The following is a 20,751-nucleotide window of genomic DNA, read 5'->3' on the forward strand; positions in this document are numbered from 1 at the left end:
TCAAGCATCCAGTAGCGCGCGGGCAATGGTTTGGAGTTTACGGGTGAGCGGACCAACCGGCCAGCTCAGTGCGGCATAGGCGCGCACCGGCCAAACGCCATACACGCTGTTGCAGACAAAGACTTCATCAGCCCATTGCAGCTGATCGAGGGTGATGTCGGTGATTTGCGTGGGGATCCCCAACGACTCGGCTTGAAACAATAATTCGGCACGCATCACACCGGCAACGCCACAGCGCTTCAAATCAGCCGTGATCAACACGCCATCGCGGATCAGAAACAGATTGCTGAACACGCCTTCAATGACGCGACCCGCCTGATCGAGCATCAAGCCCTCGGCGTGCTCCGTATCTTGCCATTCGGCGCGGGCTATCACTTGTTCCAGACGGTTAAGGTGTTTGAGGCCGGCAAGCAGTGGCTGCCTGGACAGTCGTGTCGCACAAGGGAACAGGCGAACGCCCTGCTCGCCATGAACGGCAGGATAAGCAGCGGGTGGATTGCCTTGCAGAATACGTCGGGCTTGAGCCGAGGGATCGGGGGCGTAACCGCGCAGACTGTCGCCGCGGGTGATGATGAGCTTGAGCACGCCCTGACCCAGTGCGCTGGCATAGGCCAGCAGCTCACTGCGGATCAACTCATGATCGGCAGTGATCGCCAGGCGTGAACAGCCATCGGCCAGACGCGCCAGATGTCGGTCCAGCAGCAACGGTTGCCCGCCACGCACGGCAACGGTCTCGAACAGACCATCACCGTAAGCCAGGCCGCGATCCTTCAGCGACAAAGCGTCAGCCGGCTGACCGTCGACCCAGCTGTCCATCAGTCAGCGAACCGGCGGAACACCAGCGAGCCGTTGGTGCCGCCAAACCCGAAGGAGTTGGACAGCACCACATCGATATCCATATTGCGCGCGGTATGCGGTACGAAATCGAGGTCGCAACCTTCGTCCGGCTCATCGAGGTTGATGGTCGGCGGCGCTACCTGGCTGTTGATCGCCAGCACACTGAAGATCGCCTCGACCGCGCCCGCCGCACCCAACAGGTGACCGGTCATGGACTTGGTCGAACTGACCGCCAGCTTGTAAGCGTGATCGCCGAACACCGACTTGATCGCACAGGCTTCGGCAAGGTCGCCGGCCGACGTCGAGGTGCCGTGGGCGTTGACGTACTGAACCTGGTCGCCATTGATCTTGGCATCGCGCAGCGCATTGGTGATGCAACGTGCAGCACCCGCGCCATCGGCCGGTGGCGAAGTCATGTGGTAAGCATCGCCACTGGTGCCGAAGCCGATCAGCTCGGCGTAGATCGTCGCGCCACGGGCCTTGGCGTGTTCCAGTTCTTCGAGAACCAGAGCGCCGGCACCGTCGGACAGCACGAAGCCATCACGGCCCTTGTCCCATGGACGGCTGGCGCGGGTCGGCTCGTCGTTGCGGGTCGACAGTGCGCGGGAGGCACCGAAGCCGCCCATGCCCAGACCGCAAGCTGCCATTTCAGCGCCGCCGGCAATCATCACGTCGGCTTCGTCGTACATGATGTTGCGTGCCGCCATGCCGATGCAGTGCGTACCGGTGGTACACGCGGTGGCGATGGCGTAGTTAGGTCCCTGTGCACCCAGATGGATGGACAGAAAACCGGAAATCATATTGATGATCGAGCCAGGCACGAAAAACGGAGAAATCCGTCGTGGGCCGGAATCATGCAGCGTGCGGCTGGTTTCTTCGATATTGGTCAGTCCGCCAATACCCGACCCCATGGCCACGCCGATGCGCTCACGGTTGGCGTCGGTGACTTCCAGACCGGCGTTACGAACTGCCTGAAAACCTGCGGCCAGACCGTATTGAATGAACAGGTCGAGCTTGCGAGCTTCCTTGACCGACAGGTATTCCTCGACATTGAAGCCCTTTACCGAGCCGCCAAAACGGGTGGAATAGGCAGAAAGGTCGGTGTGTTCGATCAGACCAATGCCACTGCGGCCAGCCAGAATGCCCTGCCAACTGCTCGGCACATCCGTGCCCAGTGGCGACAACATACCCATACCGGTGACTACGACGCGTCTACGCGACACAGCACTCTCCTTTTTCAAATGACGACTTTGCATCAGGCCTAAAGAAAAAACCGCACGCCGTGATGGCAGTGCGGTTTTTCCATGACAGCAAGCAACGATTACAAGCTATTAAGCCTGGTGGTTAGTAACGTAATCGATTGCGGCTTGTACAGTAGTGATCTTCTCAGCTTCTTCGTCAGGAATTTCGGTCTCGAATTCCTCTTCCAGAGCCATCACCAGCTCAACGGTGTCAAGGGAGTCGGCACCCAGGTCTTCAACGAAGGAAGCAGTGTTGACCACTTCTTCTTCTTTAACGCCCAGTTGCTCAGCAACGATTTTCTTGACGCGCTCTTCGATGGTGCTCATACCTTGTTTTCACTCCTAATGGACAAATTCAGGCAGCTGGCCAGTGGGTAAGTGTATAGAAAGACTTTTCAGTTTTTCAACTGAAAGCTTCACTCCTCAAACCCGACGACCCTCTGCCTATAAATAGATTGCAGCTTTATAACGGATTTTAGACAGCTCGTATGACATTTTTTTGAAGCGATCCGTCACATTTAACTCATGTACATCCCGCCGTTCACCGGGATTGTAGCCCCAGTAACGTAAGCCGCACCGTCGGATGCAAGAAAAGCGACCACAGACGCGATCTCTTGAGCTTGCCCCAGACGGCCCAGCGGAATCTGCGTCTGCAAGGCTTCACGCTGTGCCTCGGGCAGTTCGCGGGTCATATCGGTGTCGATGAACCCAGGGGCCACCGAGTTTACCGTAATCGAACGCGAACCGACTTCACGCGCCAGCGAACGGCTGAAACCTTCCAGACCGGCCTTGGCGGCTGCGTAGTTTACTTGGCCTGCGTTGCCCATGGCACCCACAACCGACCCAATACTGATAATTCGTCCCCAACGGGCTTTGGTCATACCGCGCAAAACGCCCTTGGACAGGCGAAACAGACTGTTCAGGTTGGTATCGACGACGTCATGCCATTCGTCATTTTTCATCCGCATCATCAGATTATCGCGGGTGATACCGGCATTGTTGACCAGGATCGCCGGCGCACCGAACTGCGATGTAATGCTCGCCAGTACTGCAGCAACGGATTCGTCGCTGGTGACATTGAGTTCCAGGCCAGTGCCTTGAATCCCGCTTTCCTTCAGGGTTGCCGCAATGCGCTCGGCACCCGAGGCAGACGTCGCGGTGCCGATAACGATGGCGCCCTGACGACCCAGTTCCAGGGCGATAGCCTGGCCGATACCGCGGCTCGCGCCAGTGACCAGTGCAACTTTACCTTGCAGACTCATGCAGGCTTCTCCTGATTCAAGCCAGCGCTGCGCGAGCGGCAGCGAAGGCGTCGGGGGTATTGAGGTTGGATGTCGACACGCCTTCGGCGCAACGCTTGTTCAAGCCAGCCAGTACTTTACCTGGGCCGCATTCGACCAACTGGGTAGCACCTTTGGCGGCTAGCGCCTGAACCGATTCGACCCAGCGTACAGGCTTGTAAAGCTGCTCAAGCAGATCGCGCTTGAGGGTTTCCAGATCGGCCGGCACATTGGCGCTGACGTTCTGAACCACCGGAATCTGCGGCGCCTGCCAGTCGATCGCTGCGATCGACTCGGCGAAACGCTCGGCCGCCGGACGCATCAGCTCGCAATGGGACGGCACGCTGACCGGCAACGGCATGGCGCGCTTGGCACCACGGGCCTTGCAGCCTTCGATGGCGCGCTCGACTGCTGCCTTGGCACCGGCGATGACCACCTGGCCAGGGGAGTTGAAGTTGACCGCACTGACCACTTCGCCTTGAGCCGCTTCGGCACAGGCTGCCAGCACATCAGCATCGTCCAGACCGAGAATGGCGGCCATGCCACCTTGTCCGGCCGGAACGGCTTCCTGCATCAACTGACCGCGGCGCTCAACCAACTTCACCGCGTCGCCCAGGCTCAGGCTGCCCGCAGCGACCAGAGCGCTGTATTCGCCCAGGCTGTGACCGGCAACATAAGCCGGACGCGCACCGCCTTCAGCCAGCCACAGACGCCACAAGGCAATCGAGGCGGTCAGAATGGCCGGCTGGGTTTTATCGGTTTGATTGAGTTGCTCTTCCGGCCCTTGCTGGGTCAGTGCCCACAGGTCGTAACCCAGAGCATCGGAAGCTTCTTTGAATGTTTCGAGGACAACCGGATGTTGCGCGCCCAACTCGGCCAGCATGCCGAGGGACTGCGAACCCTGTCCCGGAAAGACGAATGCGAGGGAAGCAGACATGTAACAAGCCCCTAATGATCTTGTCGTCGGAGAATTGACGTCCCGCTTGGGGGACGCAAGAAACTGACAGTTGGATGGCAAATTGAACTGAGCGGTCACATTTAAGCATTGTCCGACGAAAACGCCTAAAGCAACAAATCCTCCAGGCGACCGTGAATACGTTCCGGCAGGTTTTCCTGAATCTCGATCAAGGCGCGCTGAATCGCACTCTGGAAGCCCTGAACCCCCGCCGAACCATGGCTTTTGACCACAATCCCCTGCAACCCGAGGAAGCTTGCGCCGTTATGCCGTGCAGGCGCCAGATCGGCTTGCAAGCGCTTCATCAGCGGCAGGGCCAGAGCACCGACCACTTTAGTCGCGAGGTTTTTCTTGAACAAGGCTTCGATGCGCGCGGCAATCATGGCCGCCAGGCCTTCGCTGGATTTGAGCAGGATATTGCCGACAAAACCGTCACATACCACCACATCTGCCTCGCCACGGTACACACCGTCACCCTCGACAAAACCGATGTAATTGATGCCGCGAGCACTCTGCAACAAGGTGGCCGCCAGCTTGACCTGCTGGTTGCCCTTGATGTCTTCAGTACCGATGTTCAGCAGCGCCACTCGCGGACGAACAATGCCCAGGGTTTCCGCCGCCACCGACCCCATCACAGCGAACTGCAACAGATGCTCGGCGCTGCAATCGACATTGGCGCCCAGGTCGAGCAACTGGCAATAACCTTTCTGCGTCGGAATCGCCGCCACCATCGCCGGCCGATCAATACCCGGCAAGGTCTTGAGCACGAAGCGCGACAACGCCATCAGCGCACCGGTATTGCCAGCGCTGACGCAGGCCCGGACCTTGCCATCGCGCAGCAACTCCAGCGCCACGCGCATCGACGAGTCGGGCTTGCCGCGCAGGGCCTGAGCAGGTTTTTCGTCCATGGTGATGACTTCGGACGCCGGCGCGATCGACAGACGCGAGCGATCCGCAGCCGACTGGCCAGAGAGCAATTCTTCAAGGAGGGAGGGTTGACCGACGAGGGTCAGGTGCAGCGAGGGCGTAGCAGACAGGCAAGCAAGGCTGGCCTGAACAATGCTGCGGGGACCGAAGTCCCCGCCCATTGCGTCAATCGCGATGACTTGAGCAGACAAGTGATTACTCGTCAGCGCCCTTGTCGATCACTTTACGGCCACGGTATACGCCTTCTGGCGATACGTGGTGACGCAGGTGAATTTCACCGGTGGTTTTTTCTACAGACAGAGTGCTTGCCGTCAGGGCGTCGTGCGAACGACGCATGTCACGGGCAGAGCGGGATTTTTTGTTCTGCTGAACAGCCATAATTGATTAACTCCTAAACGTTTGGGTCACGCTTTAACTGCGCCAATACACTGAACGGGTTGGACCGCGTTACCTCGTCCTCGCTCGGTTCGGGCTCATCGAGACCCGCCGGCTGCTGGCATTCTTCCGGATGATGAGCAGGCACAATGGGCAAGGCGAGCAGAAGCTCCTCCTCGATCAGTGACTGCAGATCCAATGGATCTTCGCCCAGTTCCAGCACGTCATAACCTTTCGGCAACGACTGGGTATTCGCACCCTCCTTCACCACAGCATAACTGCATTCGCTATGGATCGGCAGGGTGACCAGCTCAAGACAACGCTGGCAAACCATTTTGACTTCGGTGTCGATAAAACTGTGAATTACCACAGACTTACGTTCATCTCGTTCAAAAACGAATTTAGCCTGCACCGTACCGACAGTGTCGGAAAGCGGGTCGCAGAGTCTCTCCAAATCGGCCAGCAGCAGTTCACCTTGAAGGGTGGTGCCACGATCAGCCAATTTGCGCGGGTCAACGTGAGGTGGAATCGGGTCATTCAACATAGGCGCAGCATTATAGGGATGCCCCCAGCCATGTCAAAGGAAATTCAGCCCTGTCCGTCACTTGCAAGCCTCCGCTAGAATTCGCGCCTGTCTTCTGGAGATGCGCATGCTGCCTTTATTACTCGCTTCAAGCTCGGTTTATCGCCGGGAATTGCTGGCCCGCTTGCAGCTGCCGTTTATCTGCAGCTCGCCGGATATTGACGAAAGCCATCGTCCGGACGAGTCCGCCATCGAGCTGGTCAAGCGCCTCGCCGAGGAAAAAGCACGTGCGTTGGCCAGCAGCCATCCCGCTCATCTGATTATCGGCTCCGATCAGGTCGCGGTGCTTGGCGAACGGATTATCGGCAAACCGCACACCTTCGAAAAGGCCCGCGAACAATTGTTGGCTTCGAGCGGTGCCAGCGTGACCTTCCTCACCGGCCTGGCGCTGCTCAACAGCCAGACCGGTGAATGCCAGGTCGACTGCGTGCCGTTCACCGTGCACATGCGCACGCTCGACACCGCACGCATCGAACGCTACCTGCGCGCCGAACAGCCCTACGATTGCGCTGGCAGCTTCAAAGCCGAGGGTTTGGGGGCGAGCCTGTTTCAAAGCACCGAAGGCCCTGACGCCACCAGCCTGATCGGCCTGCCATTGATTCGCCTGGTGGACATGCTGCTGGCCGAAGGCGTGCAGATACCTTAAAGATCAAAAGATCGCAGCCTCGTTTCACTCGACAGCTCCTACAAGGGATACGCATTTCAATGTAGGAGCTGTCGAGTGAAACGAGGCTGCGATCTTTTGACTTTAAAAAAACCGGCAAAAAGCCGGTTTTTTTATGCAGCCATAGAATCAGCGCAACGAAGGCCCCTGGAAGCCCATCCACATCGCCAGATGCTCAGCCACGCTGGCACCGAGTTTTTTCGAGAAGCGATCGAACGGCGATTCCTGAACAGTGAAGTCCACCAGCTCTTTCTCGCCAATGACATCACGGGCCACCGAACTGGCATTGCCCAGGCCATCGATCAACCCCAGCGGCAGTGCCTGCTCGCCCGACCAGACCAACCCGGAGAACAACTCTGGATGCTCCTTGTCCTTGAGGCGGTCGCCACGACCTTTCTTGACGCTGCTGATGAATTGCTGATGAGTGGTATCGAGCACACCCTGCCAGAACTGAGTTTCTTCAGGCTTCTGCGGCTGGAACGGATCGAGGAACGATTTGTGCTCGCCGGAGGTGTAAGTGCGACGCTCGACACCCAGCTTCTCCATCGTCCCGACAAAGCCATAACCGGCCGCCGTCACACCAATGGAACCTACCAGGCTCGCCTTGTCGGCGTAGATCTGATCTGCCGCGCTTGCGATGTAATAAGCACCGGAAGCGCCCAAATCCGAGATTACCGCGTAAACCTTGGTATCCGGATGCAGGCCGCGCAAACGGCGGATCTCGTCATAGACGTAGCCCGACTGCACCGGACTGCCGCCCGGACTGTTGATTCGCAGGATGACACCTTTGACCTTCTCGTCCTCGAACGCTGCACGCAGGCTGCCGACGATGTTATCAGCGCTGGCAGGCTCCTTGTCGGCGATCATGCCGGTCACGTCGATCAGCGCGGTGTAGGTGCCACTGCGAGTGGCGGCTTTTTCCATGTCCATCAACGGCGTGAACAGGATCAACGCGCCAAACAGGTACACAAAGGTCAGCAGCTTGAAGAAAATCCCCCAGCGACGGGACCTGCGCTGCTCCTGCACGCCAGCTAGCAGGGTCTTTTCCAGCAGCTTCCAGCTTTTCTCGTCACCGCTCTCTGCGCTCGCCTTGGCGGGCGCTTTCCATTCGTCGGTCATGACATCTACCCCAGCAAAAACCTATTAAGCCCGCTGACTCAGCCAGGCATGCAATTCTGAAAAACGATCAATGGCCAGTGCCGGCTCGAACAACTTCAACGCTTCGATCGATTGCGCGCCATAGCTGACGGCCACCGAATCCATGCCGGCGTTGCGCGCCATCTGCAAGTCAAAGGACGAATCGCCCACCATCAGCGCCTGCTCCGGGCGAACCTCGCAGTGAGCGAGGATCTGCTCAAGCATCAGCGGATGGGGTTTGCTGGCGGTTTCGTCGGCCGCGCGGGTGATGTCGAAATATTCTTCCCAGCCGTGAGACTTCAGCACCCGATCCAGTCCGCGACGAGCCTTGCCGGTCGCGACCGCCAAGTGATAACCCTCGGCGCGAAACGCTTCCATCGACTCGACCACACCCTCGAACAACGGCGAAGGAACAGCCTCAGAGGCGATGTAGTGATCAGCATAGTGCTGACGGAAGGCTACCAATTCTTCTTCGCCGATTTCCGGATACAACGTGCGAATCGCTTCCGGCAGACCCAGACCGATGATGCCCTTGACGGCAAAATCATCGCGCAACTGAAATCCGGATCGCTCGGACGCGACATGCATTGACTCGACAATCCGACCAATGGAGTCGGCGAGAGTGCCGTCCCAATCGAAAATCAGCAGCTTGTAATCAGATGGGTGCACTCAGGCGCTCCACGGTTTTGGCCCACATCTCGTCGACCGGCGCCTGCAACTTCAGCTCACCACCATCAGGCAGCGGCACGGTCAGCATGTAGGCGTGCAGGAACAGGCGCTTTCCGCCCAGGTCACGAATCTCTTTGCTGAAGCCTTCATCGCCGTACTTGGTGTCACCGGCAATGCAATGCCCGGCGTGCAAGGTGTGGACGCGGATTTGGTGAGTACGGCCGGTAATCGGTTTGGCTTCGATCAGGGTGGCAAAGTCGCCAAAACGACGCAGGACCTTGAACACGGTCACGGACTCCTTGCCCTCTTCCTCGTCGACCTCGACCATACGCTCGCCGGAGCGCAGGTTGCTCTTGCCGAGCGACGCTCGGACTTGCTTGATCGAGGCCGCCCAGTTGCCGCGAACCAGCGCCATGTAGCGCTTGTCGACGCCATCGCCGCGCAATGCCGTGTGCAAGTGACGCAGCATGCTGCGCTTCTTGGCGATCATCAGCAGGCCGGAGGTGTCACGGTCGAGACGGTGAACCAGTTCGAGCTCCTTGCAATCGGGACGCAACTGACGAAAGGCTTCGATCACCCCGTAAGTCAAGCCGCTGCCACCGTGAACCGCGATGCCGCAAGGCTTGTTGATCACGATCAACGCCTTGTCCTCGAACACAATCGAGGCTTCGAGGCGCTGCAGCAGGCCTTGTGCCAGCGGCACCGGCTCGTCGCGCTCAGGCACGCGAACCGGCGGCACGCGCACGATATCGCCCGCCTGCAGCTTGTATTCGGGCTTGATCCGACCTTTGTTCACTCGCACTTCGCCTTTGCGCAAAATGCGGTAAATCAAGGTCTTGGGCACGCCTTTGAGCCGAGCGAGAAGGAAGTTATCAATACGTTGGCCGGCATATTCCGGCGAGACCTCCAGCAGTTGTACGGCTGGGGTCGAAGGGGCAGTAGTCGTCATGGCGCGGATGATAACAATTTTTTATGGAATTGAAGCACTTAATCATTGCTGCTATAGTCGCGAACGCCGCCAAAAGTGGCCTGGACAGCGGACTAACGGTCAAAAACCGGCCCTGACCAACGCAATTCACGAGGACGAGAGGCCGTCCTACGGGGCTTTCGCTACGAAACGGTAGAGTTTGCAGTTGTAACGAGCGCAGGTGACATGAGGCCTGAAGCATGCCGCAAAGCAGAGTTTTCACTCGCCTTGCGAGCAAATATTCACGGCCAGTTCACAAAGTGCAGTCAGCTACGAACAACCCCGAGCGAACGCTTCGGAAACAACGCCTAAATTAGCCATGATGCGTGACCTCCCCTTTCGGAGCTCACGGTAAATGCCAACCCGCTGCGGATTCTGCGCGCGGCAGCACCCGAATTATCAGGGATACGTGTAGGGTGGAGATGCACAACCGCTGGACTGTGTAGCAATAGGCTTTATCAAGACGCTTCATCTCGTCCACAGCCGCTGGTTGATTCCTCCTCCTGACTGAGTGCTTAAGTAGCCACAGCAAGCAGGACGCGTACGTCGCGACGCCGGCCCAATTGGTCGGGGTTCGCTAGACACTGGAGTGTCCAACCACTCCTGACGCACCTGACACCGACCATGAGAAGTCGTGTGTGCCGAACGCCGTTTCCGGCAGCCCGGAAACCGACGGTACTACATGAAAAGAATGCTGATTAACGCAACTCAACCCGAAGAGTTGCGTGTTGCACTGGTAGATGGCCAACGCCTCTACGACCTGGACATCGAATCCGGTGCACGCGAGCAGAAAAAGGCCAACATCTATAAAGGCCGGATTACTCGCATCGAACCAAGCCTTGAGGCTGCCTTTGTCGATTTCGGCTCCGAGCGCCACGGCTTCCTGCCCCTCAAAGAAATCTCCCGCGAATACTTCAAGAAAGCCCCCGAAGGCCGCGTCAACATCAAGGACGTCCTGAGCGAAGGCCAGGAAGTCATCGTTCAGGTCGAAAAAGAAGAACGTGGCAACAAGGGCGCAGCCCTGACCACCTTCATCAGCCTGGCCGGTCGTTACCTCGTTCTGATGCCGAACAACCCGCGTGCCGGCGGTATTTCCCGTCGCATCGAAGGTGAAGAGCGCAACGAACTGCGTGAAGCACTGAACGGCCTGGTTGCCCCAGCCGACATGGGTCTGATCGTTCGCACTGCCGGCCTGGGCCGCAGCAGCGAAGAAATGCAGTGGGACCTCGACTACCTGCTGCAACTCTGGACCGCCATCAAAGAAGCCTCGCTGGATCGCTCCGCGCCGTTCCTGATCTACCAGGAAAGCAACGTGATCATCCGCGCCATCCGCGATTACCTGCGCCAGGACATCGGCGAAGTGCTGATCGACAGCGTTGAAGCCCAGGACGAAGCCCTGACCTTCATCCGCCAGGTGATGCCGCAGTACGCCAGCAAGATCAAGCTGTACGAAGACAGCGTTCCGCTGTTCAACCGTTTCCAGATCGAAAGCCAGATCGAGACCGCTTTCCAGCGCGTCGTTGAACTGCCTTCCGGCGGCTCCATCGTTATCGATCCGACCGAAGCCCTGGTGTCCATCGACATCAACTCGGCGCGCGCCACCAAAGGCAGCGACATCGAAGAAACCGCCCTGCAGACCAACCTTGAAGCCGCCGAAGAAATCGCCCGTCAGTTGCGCTTGCGCGACATCGGCGGCCTGATCGTCATCGACTTCATCGACATGACCCCTGCCAAGAACCAGCGCGCCGTGGAAGAAAAAGTCCGCGAATGCCTGGAAGCCGACCGCGCTCGCGTGCAAGTCGGTCGCATCTCGCGCTTCGGCCTGCTGGAAATGTCCCGTCAGCGCCTGCGTCCATCCCTGGGCGAAAGCAGCGGCATCGTTTGCCCGCGTTGCAACGGCACCGGCATCATCCGTGACGTTGAATCGCTGTCGCTGGCGATTCTGCGCCTGATCGAAGAAGAAGCCCTGAAAGACCGCACTGCCGAAGTTCGCGCCCAAGTGCCGATCCCGGTCGCCGCGTTCCTGCTCAATGAAAAACGCAACTCGATCACCAAGATCGAACTGCGCACCCGTGCCCGCATCGTCATTCTGCCGAACGATCATCTCGAAACGCCGCACTTCGAAGTGCAGCGTTTGCGCGATGACAGCCCGGAAGCCGCGGTCGGCCAGTCCAGCTACGAAATCGCTGCTGCCGCTGCCGAAGTCGAAGAAGTCCAGCCAGCCGCTGCGACCCGCACCCTGGTTCGCCAGGAAGCCGCGGTCAAGACTGCTCCGGCTCGCGCCAACGCTCCGATTCCGACCGAAGTCGTCGCTGCCGCACCCGTTGCTGCACCGGTCGCCGCGCCTGAGCCAAGCCTGTTCAAAGGCCTGGTGAAGTCGCTGGTCAGCCTGTTCGCGACCAAAGAAGAGCCAGTTACTCCGGTTGTGGTTGAAAAACCAGCAACCACCGAGCGTCCGGCCCGCAACGAAGAACGTCGCAACGGTCGTCAGCAGAGCCGCAACCGTAACGGTCGCCGCGATGAAGAGCGCAAGCCTCGTGAGGAACGTGCACCGCGTGAAGAGCGCGCACCACGTGAGCCACGCGAAGCCCGCGAAGAAACTCCAGCGGTAGCAGTAGAACGCGCTCCACGTGAAGAGCGCGCACCTCGCGCACCTCGTGAAGAACGTGCACCGCGCGCTCCTCGCGAAGATCGCAAGCCACGTGGCGATCGTGAAGAACGCCCGGTTCGTGAATTGCGTGAGCCTCTGGATGCCGCTCCGGCCGCCGCTGCTATCGCCGCTACCGCTGAAGAGCGTCCAGCCCGCCAGCCACGCGAAGAACGTGCTCCACGCCCACCGCGTGAAGAACGTCAGCCACGTGCCGAGCAAGCCGCTGCCGCAGTAGCTGAAGAAGAGTTGGTTACCAACGAAGAGCAACTGCAGGAAGACGGTCAGGAAGGCGCCGAAGGCGATCGTCCACGCCGCCGCTCCCGTGGCCAGCGTCGTCGCAGCAACCGTCGTGAGCGTCAGCGCGATGCCAACGGTAATGTGATCGAAGGTTCGGAAGAATCAGAGTCCGCCGAAGGTAACGAAGCTGCCGAAACCAACGAAGCGCCAAGCGCTGCCGATCTGGCCGCCGGCCTGGCTGTTACCGCAGCCGTTGCCAGCACCGTGATCAGCGCTCCAGCCGAAGCACAGGCTAACGAGCAAGCCGAACGCGCGACTGCCGCCACCCTGGAAACTGCTCCAGTGGAAGCGCCAGTGGTTGAAGCAACGACTTCGGTCGAAGCCACCGCAGCTCCGGAAATCGAAGTCGCCCCGGTTCGTGAAGCACAGCCTGTATTTGAAGCTGCCGCTGAGCCAGTGGTTGCCGCAGAACCGGTTGTCGAAACAGCCACCGAAACAGTGACCGAAGCTGTCCGTGAAATTCGCGAAGAGCAAACCGCGTTCAACTGGGTTGCCGAGCCAGCCGCCGCCGAAGCGCCAGAAGCCGAGGCCATGGTGTCCGAGCCAGTGGTTGCTGCTGCCGAGCCTGCTCCGGTGGTTGAAGCGCCGGTTGTTGCCGAAGTGGCCGCACCGGAAGTCGAAGCCGCCCCTGTCAGCGCCCTGACGCCAAGTGGCCGTGCGCCGAACGACCCACGTGAAGTGCGTCGCCGCAAGCGTGAAGCCGAGCGTCTGCAGAAAGAAGCCGAACTGGCTGCCGCTGCTGCTCCGGCTGCTGTCGAACCAGCACCGGTTGTCGCTGAAGTCGTCGAGGCAGCACCTGCCCCGGCTGCTGAAGTCGCTGCTGCCGAACCAGCTGGATCGGTGATCGACGAAGCACCGCGCTCCGTTCAGGAAGCGGTAGAGCAACACGAGCAAGCCCTGGAAAAAGAACACGAGCCTAAACCTCTCGTCTGATTCCATCGGCCACTAAAAAGCCCCGCCTGGTGATCCAGGCGGGGCTTTTTTATGCCCGTAAATATCACGGTGATCCAATGTGGGAGCGGGCTTGCTCGCGAAAGCGGTTTAACATTCGACATTGGTGCAAGCTGATTCACCGCTTTCGCGAGCAAGCCCGCACACATTGGATCTGTATCGAGGCTACTGGTAGATCAACTTCTCTGGCACATCCACATCCCACAACACCCCGGGATCGTCCACCATCACCTCGACCACCCTCGCCTGCGCAAACAACGCCTTGGCACCTCGATCACCGGACAACGCCATCAACGTAGCACCGAAGCTGCGCCCAAATCCCACCGGATGTCCAAACTCACCTTGATGCACCGGAACACTGACGGCGTCATCAGCAATCTCCGCCACCACACGCTCAATACTCGTTGGAAGGATGAACGGCATATCCCCCAGCACAATCAGCCAGCCACTGAGCAGCGGACACGCCGCCACACCGGCTGCGATGCTGTCACCCATGCCGGTCGATTCGATCAGCACGATCTCGCAACCATAAGCCTTGGCCATGCGGATCACTTGCGGTCGATCCACAGTGGTCACCAGGACGCGCTTCTCAAGGGAGGTCGGCAAATTCGCCAGCACTTGCTCGATCAACGAATGAACAGCACCCTCGCGCCCCGTACAATCCGCCACCAGCTTGTCCCTCTCGGCACCGGCCTCCTGTCGAAACCGACTGCCCTGCCCCGCTGCCAAAACGATGACGCCGATCGGTTCACTCATACGACCTCCTGCAACAGCTTCTTCTGCTTGAGCTCGACGCCGTTCTTGATCGCCACGATTTCGGCCAGTAGCGACAAGGCAATTTCCGCCGGTGTGTGGCTGCCAATGTGCAAACCGATCGGGCCGTGCAGCCGCTCGATGGCCTGCTGTGACAAGCCTAGCTGAGCCAGGTTCTCCCGGCGTTTCAAGCTGTTGATCCGCGAACCCAGTGCACCGACATAAAACGCCCTGGAATCCAGCGCCGTGAGCAGCGCCATGTCATCGAGTCGAGGATCGTGGGTCAGCGCGACGATGGCCGTACGCTCGTCAGTCTGGATGCTGAGCACCGCGTCATCGGGCATGCCCGAAACAAATCGCCCGTGCTGCTCTTCCCAACCGTAAACGAACTCGGTGCGCGGATCGCAGATCAGCACTTCGAAATCCAGCAAACGAGCCATCTCGGCGACATACCGGGACAACTGCCCCGCACCGATCAGCAACAACCGCCAACGCGGGCCGTAAATGGCCCGTAGCTTCTTGCCATCGAACGTCAGCACATCAGTCTTGTCAGCCGGTTGCAGCACGACTTCACCCGTCTCGACACTGAGCGAGCGAGCAACGATTTCATGCGCCTCGCAGCGCGCCAGCAACTCAGCGACCCAAGCCGGGTCACCGACCCGCTCCTCAGTCAGGCGCAAGGTGCCGCCGCACGGCAAACCGAAGCGTGCCGCCTCCTCACGGGTGATGCCGTAAGTGATCAATTGCACCGGCGGCCCATCGGCTGGAATACGACCGTCGTGCAGCCGGGCAATCAAATCGTCTTCGACACAACCACCGGACACCGAGCCAATCACCACGCCATCTTCACGCAAGGCAAGCATGGCGCCAGGTGCCCGAGGCGCGGTGCCCCAGGTCTGGACGACGCTGTACAACACCACCCGCTGACCGGCGCGGCGCCATTCCAGTACGCTGCGCAGGACGTTCAGATCGACGCTGTCCATCAGGCTTGCGCCTTCTGCCAACCTTGCAGCTGATAGCGAACCGGCAGGTTGCGGATGCGCTTGCCGGTGGCAGCAAAGATTGCGTTGCACAGCGCAGGTGCGATCGGTGGCACGCCCGGTTCACCGACACCGCCTAATGGCACATCACCCGATGGTGTGACCAGATGAACCGCGACTTCCTTCGGCGCCAGCGACATGCGCGCCACTTCGTACATGTGGAAGTTGTCCTGCTGGACCTTGCCGTCCTTGAAGCTGATTTCCCCCAGCACAGCGTTGCCCAGGCCCATGACACAGGCACCTTCGAACTGCGCACGAATGCGCTCGGGGTTGATCTGCGGACCGCAATCCACCGCGATGTCTGCCCTGTGCACGATCAGCGTGCCGTCGTCTTTGACTTCGACCTCAATTACCGCCGCCACATAGGTCACGAAACTGTAATGCACCGCCAGGCCCAGGCCTCGGCCCTTGGGCAACTCACGGCCCCAACCGGAAGCTTTGGCAGCGGTTTCCAGCACCGTGCGCAGACGCGCGGTGTCGATCGGATAACGCTCGGGGGATTCGCCGTAATTCCACTCTTCACTCAAGGTGCGCGGATCGATCTGCCGGTCCGGGCCGAGCAATTTGATCTGGTACTTGAGCGGATCCTGGCCGGCCTTGTGCGCAAGTTCATCGACAAAGCTCTGAATCGCAAAACCGTGAGGAATGTTCGACACCGAGCGATACCAGCCGACGCGGGTATGGACCGTCGCTTCCGGGTTTTCCAGGCGCACGTTGGGAATCGCGTAAGCCATGTTGGTAAAGCCCATGCCCAACTCGAAGGCCGCCTCGTGGTTCATGCCCGGCGCAAACAGCGCGGTGATGCTCGGTGCCACGGTGCGGTGCAACCAGCCGGACGGCAGGCCGTCTTTGTTCAGGCTGGCTTTCAGGTACTCGGCCGACACCGTGTGGAAATAGGAGCAGTGGATGTCGTCTTCACGGGTCCATTGCACTCGCACCGCCTTGCCAGGGAACTCCTTGGCAAGGATGGCCGCTTCGATGATGAAGTCCGGTTTGGATTTACGACCGAAACCGCCGCCCAACAAAGTGACGTTAAAGGTGACGTTATCGAACGGGATACCAAGGCGTTCGCCAATTCGTTCGCGGGTGACTTGTGGCGCCTGGCTTGGGGCCCAGGCTTCGCAGACGCCGTCCTTGAAGCGGGCGATGGCGACCATCGGTTCCATGGGCGCTTGCGTGAGGTGCGGCAGGTAATAGGATGCTTCGAGCGTGCTGTCGGCGCTGCCCATCGCTTCATCGATGTTGCCGGTATTGCGCACCACTTTGCCCGGTTTGAGGGACGCGGCTTCCAGTTCCTTGCGGTAGGCGATCGAGTCATAACTGGCGTTAGGACCATCATCCCACTCGATTTTCAACGCCTCGCGGCCCTTGATCGCCGCCCAGGTATTGCTGGCCACCACGGCCACGCCGCCCAACGGCTGAAACTCCGAGGGCAGCGGATGGCCTTCGATCTGCACGACCTTGATCACACCCGGGACCTTCATCGCGGCGCTGGAGTCGACGGACTTGACCTTGCCGCCGTACACCGCAGGACGTGCAATGGTGGCGTAGAGCATGCCGTCGAAATGGACGTCTGCACCGTAAATGGCGCGGCCATTGACGATGTCGGCACCGTCGATAGCCTTGGTGCCTTCCTTGCCGATGTAGCGGAATTCCGACGGCTGCTTGAGCCGCAGGCTGTCACGCGCCGGTACCGCCAGCGCACCGGCAGCGGCGGCCAATGCACCGTAACCCAGCTCACGACCGGTCGGTTGGTGAATGACTTTATGCAGTTGCGCGCGGCATTCGCTGACCGGCACTTTCCACTGTTCGGCAGCGGCTTGTTCAAGCATGGTCCGCGCGGCAGCACCGCAGCGACGCATCGGCTCGTACCAGTGGCGCATGCTGCGCGAGCCATCGGTGTCCTGGTTGCCGAAGCGCACTTCATCGCCCGGCGCCTGTTGCACCTTCATCATCGCCCAGTCGGCTTCCAGTTCATCGGCCACCACCATCGTCAGGCTGGTGCGCACACCCTGGCCCATTTCCGAACGGTTGCAGACCACGGTCACCGTGCCGTCAGCGGCGATGCTGACGTACACCTTCGGATCATCGATCCAGCCGTTGGGCATGCCATCGGCGCCGAATTTCTTTTCTTTTTCGGCAGCAAACGCGTCTTGCCAGCCCCAGCTCGCCACCAGTACCAGCGCACTGGTGGCGCCAACGCCTTTGAGGAAACCGCGGCGACTGAGGTTGCTCAGCGCGAAATCATTCGGTAACTGGCTCATGCCTTGGCCTCCTTCAGGTGAGTGGATGCCTGGCGGATGGCGGTCTTGATGCGGTTGTAAGTGCCGCAGCGGCAAATATTGCCGACCATCGCCTCTTCGATCTGTTCGTCGCTGGGGTTCGGGTTGGTCTTGAGCAGCGCCGTGGCGGACATGATCTGCCCGCCCTGACAGAAACCGCACTGGGCCACGGCGGTGTCGAGCCAGGCTTGCTGGACGACTTGTCCGACCGGGTCGGCGTGCAGGTTGTCGATGGTGGTGACGTTCTGGCCGACCACCGAACCGATCGGCGTGATGCAACTGCGCGCCGGGGCGCCTTCGATATGGATGGTGCAGGCGCCGCACAGGCCCATGCCGCAGCCGAATTTGGTGCCGTTGTAACCAGCCACGTCGCGGATTGCCCAGAGCAGCGGCATGTCCTCGGTGACATCGAGTTGATGGTCTTGACCATTGAGCTTCAGGGTAATCATGGGCACGCCCGCATAGTTATTGGTTATGGGGTCGAGCAATCTGCCGCCTGGGGTTGGCGGTTGGCATCACGCAGATCGGCTCAGGCTAACGAGGCTCTCTTATGCGGACGGTCGCGTCTGCATCGGGCCTTTGGTGGAGCAAACGTTTGCATCGTTAGGTGGCTAAGTTAACCCAGCATTAACAAAAAAGCCCTCCACAGTTAAACGTGTGCAGGGCTTTGAAATCAGTATTGAAAGCGTAGCCTCAATACCGATTTGGCTCCATTTCCAGGTCGACATGAAAACGTTCTGAAATGTCTTCCTGGATACGTTGCGCCAGGTTCAGCAATTGCAGACCGGTCGCGTTGCCATAGTTGACCAGCACCAACGCCTGCAATTTATGCACGCCAGCGTCGGCATCACGGAAACCTTTCCAGCCGGCTCGCTCGATCAGCCAGCCCGCCGCCAGTTTCATCTGCCCGTCGGGTTGCGCGTAGGCCACCAGATCCGGGTATTCACCTTTGAGTTGCGCGACGAGCGCCGCTGGCACCAAAGGATTCTTGAAGAAGCTGCCGGCATTGCCCAGCACTGCCGGGTCTGGAAGCTTTTCGTTGCGGATACTGCAAATCGCCTGGCTGACATCGGTGGCGGTCGGGCGATCGATGCCTTGCTCGGTCAGGCGCTGACGCACCGGGCCGTACTCCAGATGCAGGTGCGCGGCGCGGTCCAGGATGAAACGTACCCGCAGGATCAACCAACGCCCCGGTTCCTGTTTGAACAGGCTGTCGCGGTAGGCGAAGTTGCATTCTTCCAGGGTGAAGTCCCGCAGGTTGCCGGTCTGGCGATCCAGCGCCGTCAGGCCGGCGAACACGTCTTTGATCTCTACACCATAGGCGCCGATGTTCTGCATCGGTGCCGCGCCGACGGTGCCGGGGATCAGGCTGAGGTTCTCCAGCCCCGACAAACCCTGCGCCAGGGTGTGCTGCACGAACGGATGCCAAGGCTCGCCGGCCTCGGCTTCGATCACAACCTTGCTGCCATCATCGCTCAGGATGCGAATCCCGCGCGTGGCCATGCGCAGCACCAGCGACTGGATATCGGCCGTCAGCAGCAAATTGCTGCCACCGCCAATCACCAGCAGCGGCACGTCATGTTCCACCGCATAGGCCAGGGCTTCACGCACGTCGGCATCGCTGTGGGCCTCGGCAAACAGCCGGGCCTGAACATCGACGCCAAAGGTGTTGAACGGCTTGAGCGAAACCTGGGCGCGCACCTGCAAACTCATAACCGTCCCTTCAATTCGATCACCAGCAAATCACTGGCGCGCTCGATCAGGTCCAGCACTTGCTCAAAGCCTTGGTCGCCGTCGTAATACGGATCCGGCACTTCATCGATTTCCGACTGGTAGCGACGCAGGAACAGGTCCAGCTCGGCCTTGCCCCTGGCCGGTTGCAAGGCCTTGAGATTGCGCAGGTTGCTGTGGTCCATCGCCAGAATCAGATCGTAAGTGGCGAAATCGGCGCGAGACACTTGCTGGGCGCGCTGAGCGGACAGGTCATAACCGCGCAGCTTGGCCGCCGCCTGACTGCGCTTGTCCGGGGCCTTGCCGACGTGCCAGTCACCGGTACCGGCGGAGGCGACTTCGATTAGATCGGCCAGCCCCGCTTCTCGCAGTTTGTGTCGCAACACGCCTTCAGCCGTGGGCGATCGGCAGATGTTGCCCAGGCAGACAAACAAAACCCGCATCAGGCCTCCAGCAGGCGACGAACGCGCTCAAGGTCTTCAACGGTATCGACGCCGGTCGGCGGTGCGATCAGCGCGTCCGCGACGTGAATCCGCACGCCGTGCCACAGGGCACGCAGTTGTTCCAGGGATTCGGTATTTTCCAGCCAGCATGGGCCCCAGCTGACGAAGTCATGCAGGAAACCGGCGCGGTAGGCATAAATGCCAATGTGCCGACGATACGGCACGCCTTCCGGCAATTGCTCGCGGCTTTTGGCGAACGCGTCCCGGGCCCACGGCAACGTGGCACGACTGAAGGTCAGCGCCAGGCCATTAAGGTCGCTGACAACCTTGACCACGTTGGGATTGAACAGGGTTTCCACGTCTTCGATCGGCTCAGCCAATGTCGCCATGCGCGCTTCAGTGTGGGCGGCCAGATTGGCGGCAACCTGATCAATCACGCTCGGCGGGATCAACGGTTCGTCACCCTGAACGTTGACCACAATGGCGTCGGGCCCCAGGCCCAGCTTCGCGGCAACTTCGGCCAAACGGTCGGTGCCCGAATTGTGATCTTCGCGGGTCAGCACCACTTCAGCGCCAAACCCGTTGCAGGCCTCGACGATGCGCGCATCGTCAGTGGCCACCACCACGCGCTGGGCGCTGCTTTTGCTCGCCTGTTCCCAGACGTGCTGGATCATCGGCTTGCCGGCGATCAGCAGCAGCGGTTTGCCCGGCAAGCGGGTGGAGGCGTAGCGCGATGGAATGACAACGGTAAAGGCTGTGGTCATTTATCCAGACGCTCGTCGGTGGTCAGGGTGCGGGCTTCGGTTTCGAGCATCACCGGGATGCCGTCGCGAATCGGGTAAGCCAGGCCTGCGCCCTTGCTGATCAGCTCGGTTTTGTCGGCGCTGAGCTTGAGCGGGCCTTTGCAGACCGGGCAAGCGAGGATATCGAGCAATTTGGTGTCCATGAGCATTCCCTGGATAAATGGAT

General features: G+C 59.9%; 21 protein-coding genes. 2 read left to right on the forward strand and 19 right to left on the reverse strand.

All coding sequences use genetic code 11. The features are described 5' to 3' along the window. From pabC to CUN63_RS04425, 8 genes are all read right to left on the reverse strand, one after another. Positions 1-816, reverse strand: coding sequence for an aminodeoxychorismate lyase (gene pabC, locus CUN63_RS04390; RefSeq protein ID WP_129437448.1), 816 nt, complete (start codon positions 814-816; stop codon positions 1-3). After that, entirely contained in the window at positions 816-2,060 is a 1,245-nt protein-coding gene (gene fabF / locus CUN63_RS04395; protein ID WP_095132060.1) for a beta-ketoacyl-ACP synthase II, read from the reverse strand. Before fabF ends, pabC begins: the two co-directional genes overlap by 1 nt. A 108-nt stretch (positions 2,061-2,168) precedes the next feature. Further along, entirely contained in the window at positions 2,169-2,405 is a 237-nt protein-coding gene (acpP, locus tag CUN63_RS04400; RefSeq protein ID WP_003442511.1) for an acyl carrier protein, read from the reverse strand. A 191-nt stretch (positions 2,406-2,596) separates the two neighbouring features. Next, complete coding sequence (gene fabG, locus CUN63_RS04405) at positions 2,597-3,340, reverse strand: 3-oxoacyl-ACP reductase FabG (RefSeq protein WP_129437450.1); 744 nt, start codon at positions 3,338-3,340, stop codon at positions 2,597-2,599. A gap of 16 nt (positions 3,341-3,356) precedes the next feature. Continuing rightward, positions 3,357-4,295 carry an ACP S-malonyltransferase gene (gene fabD / locus CUN63_RS04410; RefSeq protein WP_129437452.1) on the reverse strand — a complete coding sequence of 313 codons (939 nt, stop codon included), beginning with the start codon at positions 4,293-4,295 and terminating at the stop codon, positions 3,357-3,359. A 125-nt stretch (positions 4,296-4,420) separates the two neighbouring features. Further along, positions 4,421-5,431 carry a phosphate acyltransferase PlsX gene (gene plsX / locus CUN63_RS04415; RefSeq protein ID WP_129437454.1) on the reverse strand — a complete coding sequence of 337 codons (1,011 nt, stop codon included), beginning with the start codon at positions 5,429-5,431 and terminating at the stop codon, positions 4,421-4,423. A gap of 4 nt (positions 5,432-5,435) precedes the next feature. Next, on the reverse strand, positions 5,436-5,618 hold the full coding sequence (gene rpmF / locus CUN63_RS04420; RefSeq protein WP_008152339.1) for a 50S ribosomal protein L32: 183 nt from the start codon (positions 5,616-5,618) through the stop codon (positions 5,436-5,438). A 13-nt stretch (positions 5,619-5,631) separates the two neighbouring features. Further along, complete coding sequence (locus CUN63_RS04425; protein WP_004371317.1) at positions 5,632-6,159, reverse strand: YceD family protein; 528 nt, start codon at positions 6,157-6,159, stop codon at positions 5,632-5,634. A 106-nt stretch (positions 6,160-6,265) separates the two neighbouring features. Here CUN63_RS04425 and CUN63_RS04430 point away from each other — a divergent pair, with 106 nt between their 5' ends. Next, entirely contained in the window at positions 6,266-6,844 is a 579-nt protein-coding gene (locus CUN63_RS04430; protein ID WP_129437456.1) for a nucleoside triphosphate pyrophosphatase, read from the forward strand. 147 nt (positions 6,845-6,991) lie between these two features. On the opposite strand, the gene sppA is transcribed toward CUN63_RS04430, so the two are convergent. From sppA to rluC, 3 genes are read right to left on the reverse strand one after another with little or no spacing between them, the layout of a single operon-like run. Then, a complete protein-coding gene (gene sppA / locus CUN63_RS04435; protein ID WP_129437458.1) occupies positions 6,992-7,981 on the reverse strand; it encodes a signal peptide peptidase SppA in 990 nt (329 codons plus the stop codon). 24 nt (positions 7,982-8,005) lie between these two features. Beyond that, positions 8,006-8,668, reverse strand: a complete 663-nt coding sequence (locus CUN63_RS04440) for an HAD-IA family hydrolase (protein WP_129437460.1) — start codon at positions 8,666-8,668, stop codon at positions 8,006-8,008. Next, entirely contained in the window at positions 8,655-9,617 is a 963-nt protein-coding gene (gene rluC, locus CUN63_RS04445) for a 23S rRNA pseudouridine(955/2504/2580) synthase RluC (protein WP_046049069.1), read from the reverse strand. Before rluC ends, CUN63_RS04440 begins: the two co-directional genes overlap by 14 nt. 700 nt (positions 9,618-10,317) lie before the next feature. Between rluC and rne the strand changes: the two genes are divergently transcribed. Then, entirely contained in the window at positions 10,318-13,515 is a 3,198-nt protein-coding gene (rne, locus tag CUN63_RS04450; RefSeq protein ID WP_129437462.1) for a ribonuclease E, read from the forward strand. A 183-nt stretch (positions 13,516-13,698) separates the two neighbouring features. On the opposite strand, the gene CUN63_RS04455 is transcribed toward rne, so the two are convergent. The 8 genes from CUN63_RS04455 to CUN63_RS04490 all read right to left on the reverse strand — a co-directional run bounded on the left by CUN63_RS04455 (position 13,699) and on the right by CUN63_RS04490 (position 20,728). Next, positions 13,699-14,289 carry a nucleotidyltransferase family protein gene (locus tag CUN63_RS04455; RefSeq protein ID WP_129437464.1) on the reverse strand — a complete coding sequence of 197 codons (591 nt, stop codon included), beginning with the start codon at positions 14,287-14,289 and terminating at the stop codon, positions 13,699-13,701. Next, positions 14,286-15,269: an XdhC family protein gene (locus CUN63_RS04460; protein ID WP_129437466.1), complete on the reverse strand. Its 984-nt coding sequence runs from the start codon at positions 15,267-15,269 to the stop codon at positions 14,286-14,288. Before CUN63_RS04460 ends, CUN63_RS04455 begins: the two co-directional genes overlap by 4 nt. Then, the gene (locus CUN63_RS04465; RefSeq protein WP_129437468.1) at positions 15,269-17,590 is read right to left on the reverse strand and encodes a xanthine dehydrogenase family protein molybdopterin-binding subunit; all 2,322 of its coding nucleotides are present in this window, start codon (positions 17,588-17,590) and stop codon (positions 15,269-15,271) included. The genes CUN63_RS04460 and CUN63_RS04465 overlap by 1 nt, the downstream gene beginning before the upstream one ends. After that, positions 17,587-18,057 (reverse strand): (2Fe-2S)-binding protein, encoded by a 471-nt coding sequence (locus tag CUN63_RS04470; RefSeq protein WP_008152370.1) that lies wholly within the window; start codon positions 18,055-18,057, stop codon positions 17,587-17,589. The genes CUN63_RS04465 and CUN63_RS04470 overlap by 4 nt, the downstream gene beginning before the upstream one ends. A gap of 244 nt (positions 18,058-18,301) precedes the next feature. After that, positions 18,302-19,321, reverse strand: a complete 1,020-nt coding sequence (gene murB, locus CUN63_RS04475; RefSeq protein WP_129437470.1) for a UDP-N-acetylmuramate dehydrogenase — start codon at positions 19,319-19,321, stop codon at positions 18,302-18,304. Next, complete coding sequence (locus CUN63_RS04480; protein WP_129437472.1) at positions 19,318-19,782, reverse strand: low molecular weight protein-tyrosine-phosphatase; 465 nt, start codon at positions 19,780-19,782, stop codon at positions 19,318-19,320. The genes murB and CUN63_RS04480 overlap by 4 nt, the downstream gene beginning before the upstream one ends. Beyond that, a complete protein-coding gene (kdsB, locus tag CUN63_RS04485) occupies positions 19,782-20,546 on the reverse strand; it encodes a 3-deoxy-manno-octulosonate cytidylyltransferase (protein ID WP_129437474.1) in 765 nt (254 codons plus the stop codon). Before kdsB ends, CUN63_RS04480 begins: the two co-directional genes overlap by 1 nt. After that, on the reverse strand, positions 20,543-20,728 hold the full coding sequence (locus CUN63_RS04490; protein WP_007945752.1) for a Trm112 family protein: 186 nt from the start codon (positions 20,726-20,728) through the stop codon (positions 20,543-20,545). The genes kdsB and CUN63_RS04490 overlap by 4 nt, the downstream gene beginning before the upstream one ends. Positions 20,729-20,751 lie beyond the last annotated feature (23 nt).

Origin of the sequence: Pseudomonas sp. ACM7 (assembly GCF_004136015.1) — a bacterium.
GTDB classification, from domain to species: Bacteria; Pseudomonadota; Gammaproteobacteria; order Pseudomonadales; family Pseudomonadaceae; genus Aquipseudomonas; species Aquipseudomonas frigoris.

Bases quoted from the DNA above. Each gene is read 5' to 3' on its own strand.
- CUN63_RS04470 (WP_008152370.1), bottom strand. From the start codon at position 18,057: ATGATTACCCTGAAGCTCAATGGTCAAGACCATCAACTCGATGTCACC.
- kdsB (WP_129437474.1), bottom strand. From the start codon at position 20,546: ATGACCACAGCCTTTACCGTTGTCATTCCATCGCGCTACGCCTCCACC.
- fabD (WP_129437452.1), bottom strand. From the start codon at position 4,295: ATGTCTGCTTCCCTCGCATTCGTCTTTCCGGGACAGGGTTCGCAGTCC.
- CUN63_RS04425 (WP_004371317.1), bottom strand. From the start codon at position 6,159: ATGTTGAATGACCCGATTCCACCTCACGTTGACCCGCGCAAATTGGCT.
- CUN63_RS04455 (WP_129437464.1), bottom strand. From the start codon at position 14,289: ATGAGTGAACCGATCGGCGTCATCGTTTTGGCAGCGGGGCAGGGCAGT.
- acpP (WP_003442511.1), bottom strand. From the start codon at position 2,405: ATGAGCACCATCGAAGAGCGCGTCAAGAAAATCGTTGCTGAGCAACTG.
- murB (WP_129437470.1), bottom strand. From the start codon at position 19,321: ATGAGTTTGCAGGTGCGCGCCCAGGTTTCGCTCAAGCCGTTCAACACC.
- rpmF (WP_008152339.1), bottom strand. From the start codon at position 5,618: ATGGCTGTTCAGCAGAACAAAAAATCCCGCTCTGCCCGTGACATGCGT.
- CUN63_RS04465 (WP_129437468.1), bottom strand. From the start codon at position 17,590: ATGAGCCAGTTACCGAATGATTTCGCGCTGAGCAACCTCAGTCGCCGC.
- CUN63_RS04430 (WP_129437456.1), top strand. From the start codon at position 6,266: ATGCTGCCTTTATTACTCGCTTCAAGCTCGGTTTATCGCCGGGAATTG.
- fabG (WP_129437450.1), bottom strand. From the start codon at position 3,340: ATGAGTCTGCAAGGTAAAGTTGCACTGGTCACTGGCGCGAGCCGCGGT.
- CUN63_RS04480 (WP_129437472.1), bottom strand. From the start codon at position 19,782: ATGCGGGTTTTGTTTGTCTGCCTGGGCAACATCTGCCGATCGCCCACG.
- pabC (WP_129437448.1), bottom strand. From the start codon at position 816: ATGGACAGCTGGGTCGACGGTCAGCCGGCTGACGCTTTGTCGCTGAAG.
- CUN63_RS04490 (WP_007945752.1), bottom strand. From the start codon at position 20,728: ATGGACACCAAATTGCTCGATATCCTCGCTTGCCCGGTCTGCAAAGGC.
- sppA (WP_129437458.1), bottom strand. From the start codon at position 7,981: ATGACCGACGAATGGAAAGCGCCCGCCAAGGCGAGCGCAGAGAGCGGT.
- rne (WP_129437462.1), top strand. From the start codon at position 10,318: ATGAAAAGAATGCTGATTAACGCAACTCAACCCGAAGAGTTGCGTGTT.
- rluC (WP_046049069.1), bottom strand. From the start codon at position 9,617: ATGACGACTACTGCCCCTTCGACCCCAGCCGTACAACTGCTGGAGGTC.
- CUN63_RS04460 (WP_129437466.1), bottom strand. From the start codon at position 15,269: ATGGACAGCGTCGATCTGAACGTCCTGCGCAGCGTACTGGAATGGCGC.